The organism is Boseongicola sp. (genome assembly GCF_057460485.1).
Genome location: NZ_JBVCWP010000285.1, coordinates 1 through 4,804, shown reverse-complemented (window position 1 = coordinate 4,804; position 4,804 = coordinate 1). Strand labels below are relative to the sequence as shown.

The window sequence follows — 4,804 nt, the reverse complement described above, 5'->3', positions numbered from 1 at the left end:
CCCCCGCAACGCGCTAGGTTTTCTGAGTTTTGGCTATGTTGGGACGATTGTCGCGAGCAATTCCTGAAGCTGCAAATCAAGGCGGTTGCGAGCCCACGCAACCACCGACAGTTGACTCCCCGAGCCCACGGCTCCGGGGAGTTTTCTTTTGCTCGCAGCATTATTTTACTAAGGAAGTGCGGGAAAAAGGTCTGCTGAGAAGAATGTCCGCTTTCGGGGCAAGAGCAGAAATTCCCGATCCTCGTGCGAATGTCCGCTTCTGACCCAACGCGGACATTAGCGGCTCTCACAGGCACGCGTTGACTGCAAATCAGGTTGTCCAGCGCCCGCTGCGGTATGAAGACCGCTTTTGGACCCACAGCAGACGTTAGATCCGCTCAAGCCATTAGGCGCGTTTAGCGCGCGCCGGACATATACCTACCGCTGGTAGAGCAGGGTCAGCCAGTGCAGGCAGCCTATTTGGCAAACGGCACTTTCTTGACGCTTTCGGGGACAGCCGCCTTGAATGTTGACGCCGCTACTTCCCCACCGATGCTCCATTGGTCTAGTTGTGCCAGAAACTGCGGCTCGCCCTCTGCGTTGACGTAGGTGACGGCAAACCGGCGTGGCAGAGGCGTGGAATCAGCCTCGATCCAGATCTGCCAGTCGGCACCAGTGCTCTCGAAGGAGAGCTGATGGCATTTGACGCCGTCGACGGTTCGGAGGCCAAGATACTCTGAGGAGATGATGCTTTCTTTCAGCGCCTCGTGGACATCAGAAAACAGCAGGTCTCCGACAGGCAAGTTCAGCTGATACTTGTCGGAGAGCTCGTCGAGCAGCGCATCGGTCGTTCCATCGAAATCCAGCTCCTTTACCTCGTTCACGTGACGAAGCCAGACCGTCAGTTTCGAGCCGTCGAACCAGACTGTCCGCGCGCCGCCGTCCTCCGCGACGCTCTCCACGTGCAGTCCGTCGGGCCGTTTGAGGAACACGCGGGCCTTACGGGCCCTCATGATCTTGATGCCTGATTCCGCGGTCTCATCGAAGAAGGTCTTCACGCGAAAGGATGTGGTCTCAGCCTTAGAGAGATAGTCGGACATGCCTCGCAATACCTGCGTGGCCTTTTCGTCCATGGGGCCCGTCTGAGCGCTGACTGGTGATGAGGCAAGAGCGGCTAAGAGAGGCAGTGCGGCAATTGCTGCGGCGACATGTGTAAACAGTCTGTTGGTTTTAGCTTTCTTGAGCATCACTCCCTCCTCGGGGCGACATAAAGGTTCAGCTGTTGCGGGCCAAATACTCAGCGCCTGCGCGACACGCGACGTGAAGTCCGACGCGAGACGCCACGCACGCTGGCCGGTCCCACGCCATAGGCGCGGGGTGCCACATAGGCTCGCGGCGCCGCATAGGCTGTCGACGGATGGCAGCAATAGTCGTCATAGGGGCTGTAGGGATGTGGGTGGCAGCAATGGGCGATTTTAAACTCCTGCAACGGTTGCAGGTGGCCTGCAGCATCTGCCGCATTGGCCTGTGAGATGATAAGCAGGGTGCCGAGCGCCAGAGCCGGGACACCTAATACAAATGCAGATTTGCGCATATCCAGTTCACACCTCGCTTTAGAGAGTTGGCAGTGAATCAAAGCACTTTCTGGGGGAGACTCCGCCCCAAGAGAAGCATCGGAGGTCTTTATACAAAGCGTGCCATTCCCAGGTTTAATCTCGTTGACATGAATCAACCCGGCAGCCTCCTGAACTCACTGAGAGCCCATCAAACACCCCGCAAAAAGGCCAGAAATCACCCGCCAATTGGCTTTGGTTCTGCAGAGCGGAGCCAGAGAGGCAAGTGTCTTAGCGTTGAGTAGGGGACTCCTAGCTCTTTCTCTCTACAGGCGAGCTTCGGGGGTCACAGTTTAGGGTGTAGTCGATCGAGCCTCATCGGGCTCAAAGAGCTATGACGCGTGTATTGGGCAAACTGTCACTTTAGCGTTCCGGCCTGTATCGCTGACGTAGATCAATGAAGCGGCCCGTAGGACATGCATCGATCGAAATAATAAGCCTCCAAGATGCTGATACGCACGCAATCGGACGACTCGGGAGACCACTCGGGGGAGACGGCAGGTAGAGGGCACAATGCCAACTATGTGGATTTCATCGATGACCTCTTTTGCTATTGCCCTAATAGCTGCATTGGCTTTGGCGGGCTGCGAAGAGGAATTGCCCGAGATCGCTCCGCAAGTCCGAGCTATCAAAACATACACTGTCACCGAGGTTGCGTCAGGTCAGACGCGCAAATTCCCAGGACAGGTTTATGCAACAGACTCCTCCACACTGAGCTTTCACGTCAGCGGAAACGTCAAAGAAATGCGCGTCAATGAGGGGGATCGGGTCGCGAAAGATCAGGTGCTCGCTGTTGTCGACAAGCAACCTTACTTGCTTGATGTCGAATCAGCTGAAGCGGATGTTCAGCAGGCAAAATCCAACCTTACGCAAGCGCGGCAGGACTACGAACGTCAGGAGGCACTTTTCAAAAAGGGCTGGGTGGCAGAGGCGCGACTCGAGCGCGTCGAGACGAATCTCGATGTTGCGAAAAGCCAACTGGATTTAGCTACTTCTAGGCTCAACCTTGCAAAACGCGATCTGCGGCTGACGGACCTCCGGGCACCCTATGACGGCACGATCTCGCGCAAGCATATCGAAGCCTTTGTGGAGGTGAAGACAGGACAGCCTGTCTATGACATTGAGGCCGCAGGCACGTTGGAAGTGCGCTTCGATATCCCCGAGACAATCATATCTCGAATCTCGGTTGGCATGCCCGTGACGGTCAGATTTCCCAGGGACGAAGAGGGGCTCCTGCGGGCGCTAATAACTGAAGTCGGTTCGACCGCCAGCACGGCGAATGCTTTTCCCGTCAAGGCCACCCTCGACGACCCGCCTGCCGAGATACGCTCTGGCATGACGGCAGAAACTACCATCTTGTTGGCGCAGCAAGGGACGGACTCTGGTTTGTTAGTGCCGCTTTCGGCAATCGCGCCCGGCGATGGCCCGGGACAAGGTTATGCCTTCATATATGACCCGGAGACACAGACGGTGAAGAAGACCGTCGTCAAGGGCAGGGGTGCGATCGACAACTTCGTCAACGTTGTAGAAGGCCTAAAACCCGGCGACATCGTAGCCGTAGCCGGTGTGACATTCCTCAGTGACGGCCAGAGGGTCAAGCTCATGCAGGAGCAGAGGTCCAGCGCCCTAGACGCATCTGCAGCCATGCAATGATCATTCTTGGTGGCCTCAAATGAAGGGAATCACTGATTTTTCGATCGAGAAGGATCGCGTGACGGTCCTCTTCTTAATGATCATGGCGGTCGCGGGTTTGTTCGCCTATTTGACCTATCCCAAGCAGGAAGATCCTTCGATCCAGATTCGTGAAGCGGTAGTCTGGGCCTATTTCCCGGGCATGCCACCAAGCCGGGTTGAGGACCTGATCACACGAAAGCTGGAAGAGCAGATCCGGCTGCTTGGCGATGTTGACTACATCGAGTCCGATTCCAAACGCGGCATGTCCTTCATGCATGTCGTCGCCCGCGACGAGGTGCCGGTACTGAAGACCCTATGGCGGGATCTGCGTGACAAACTCCACGATGTGACCCCGCATCTCCCGACTGGCACGATTGGTCCCTTTGTAAACGACGAATTTGGGCTAACGGCCGTCGCCACAATTGCGTTGTGGGCTGAAGGTTTCTCGCTCGCAGAGATGCGTCTCGTTGCGCGGGATTTGCGCAATGAGCTTTACTCGCTGAAGGGCATCCGACGTGTCGAAATGTTCGGCGCTCAGGATCAACGGGTATTCCTTGAGTTGTCGAACGCCAAGCTTGCTGAATTTGGCATTAGCCCCGGTGTAGTGGTTGAGACCCTGCGGCAGCAAAACATCATCCTGCCCGGCGGTCTGATTGACGTACGGGGCCAAAACGTTGTTGTCGAACCGACTGGCGACTTCGACAGCATTGCTGATATCGAGGACGTCATTATTCCGATTCCTGGCACCGAGCGGGTCACGCCACTCCGGGATCTCGCCAAGGTCTCCCGTGGCTATGTCGATCCACCCAATCAGCCTGTCTACTATAACGGTCGCCCAGCCATCGTCTTGAGCGTCTCTGTTCTCGAAGGAGAAGGCGTCAACGCGGTTGAGTTCGGTGAGCGTCTGACTCGAAAGATGCGGCAAATCGAGCAAACTCTGCCGGTCGGCTATGCCCTCGATTATGCTACCTATCAGCCGCCTTTGATCGAGGCAGCCGTTTCGGGTGCAGTGACCAATTTGTTACAGACGCTGGTGATCGTTCTCGTTGTCGTGGTGCTTTTTCTTGGCCTGCGAACCGGACTCATCGTCGGCTCATTTGTGCCCATGACCATGCTGATGAGCATAGCCATCATGCGGGCGATGGACATTGAACTGCAGCGCATGTCGATTGCTGCGCTGATCATCGCGCTGGGCATGCTGGTCGACAATGGAATTGTGATCGCCGAAGATATCCGCACGCGCCTGCAGAACGGTGAAGGCCAGCGACAGGCGGCGCTGTCGTCTGGGGGGAGTTTAGCGATACCGTTGCTGACGTCGACGTTAACAACGATTCTGGCTTTCGTTCCGATATGGCTCGCCATTGGTGGGGCGGGTGAATACACCAAGTCTCTTGGCCAAGTGCTGATCATCACGCTTCTGTCATCATGGTTTCTGTCAATGATGATGACACCGGTGATGTGCGTCTGGTTCATGAAGATTAAGCCAAGGGAGCCAAAAGCTGAAGGCGAGGTTGCCGATCCATATAGTGGAACCTTCT

General features: G+C 56.2%; 4 protein-coding genes. 2 read left to right on the top strand and 2 right to left on the bottom strand.

Annotated features, from left to right (window positions below; translation table 11 throughout):
- Nucleotides 1-455 precede the first annotated feature (455 nt).
- Nucleotides 456-1,226 carry a DUF2092 domain-containing protein gene (locus AC221Y_RS20395; RefSeq protein WP_486708217.1) on the bottom strand — a complete coding sequence of 257 codons (771 nt, stop codon included), beginning with the start codon at nt 1,224-1,226 and terminating at the stop codon, nt 456-458.
- Between the two features lie 50 nt (nt 1,227-1,276).
- Nucleotides 1,277-1,573 carry a hypothetical protein gene (locus tag AC221Y_RS20390; RefSeq protein WP_486708216.1) on the bottom strand — a complete coding sequence of 99 codons (297 nt, stop codon included), beginning with the start codon at nt 1,571-1,573 and terminating at the stop codon, nt 1,277-1,279.
- A 556-nt stretch (nt 1,574-2,129) separates the two neighbouring features.
- On the opposite strand from AC221Y_RS20390, the gene AC221Y_RS20385 reads away from it, so the two are divergent.
- Together AC221Y_RS20385 and AC221Y_RS20380 are read left to right on the top strand one after the other, a co-directional pair.
- A complete protein-coding gene (locus AC221Y_RS20385) occupies nt 2,130-3,245 on the top strand; it encodes an efflux RND transporter periplasmic adaptor subunit (protein WP_486708215.1) in 1,116 nt (371 codons plus the stop codon).
- Nucleotides 3,246-3,264: 19 nt separating this feature from the next.
- Nucleotides 3,265-4,804 (top strand): efflux RND transporter permease subunit (locus AC221Y_RS20380; protein WP_486708214.1); only part of this gene is annotated, 1,540 nt, incomplete at its 3' end.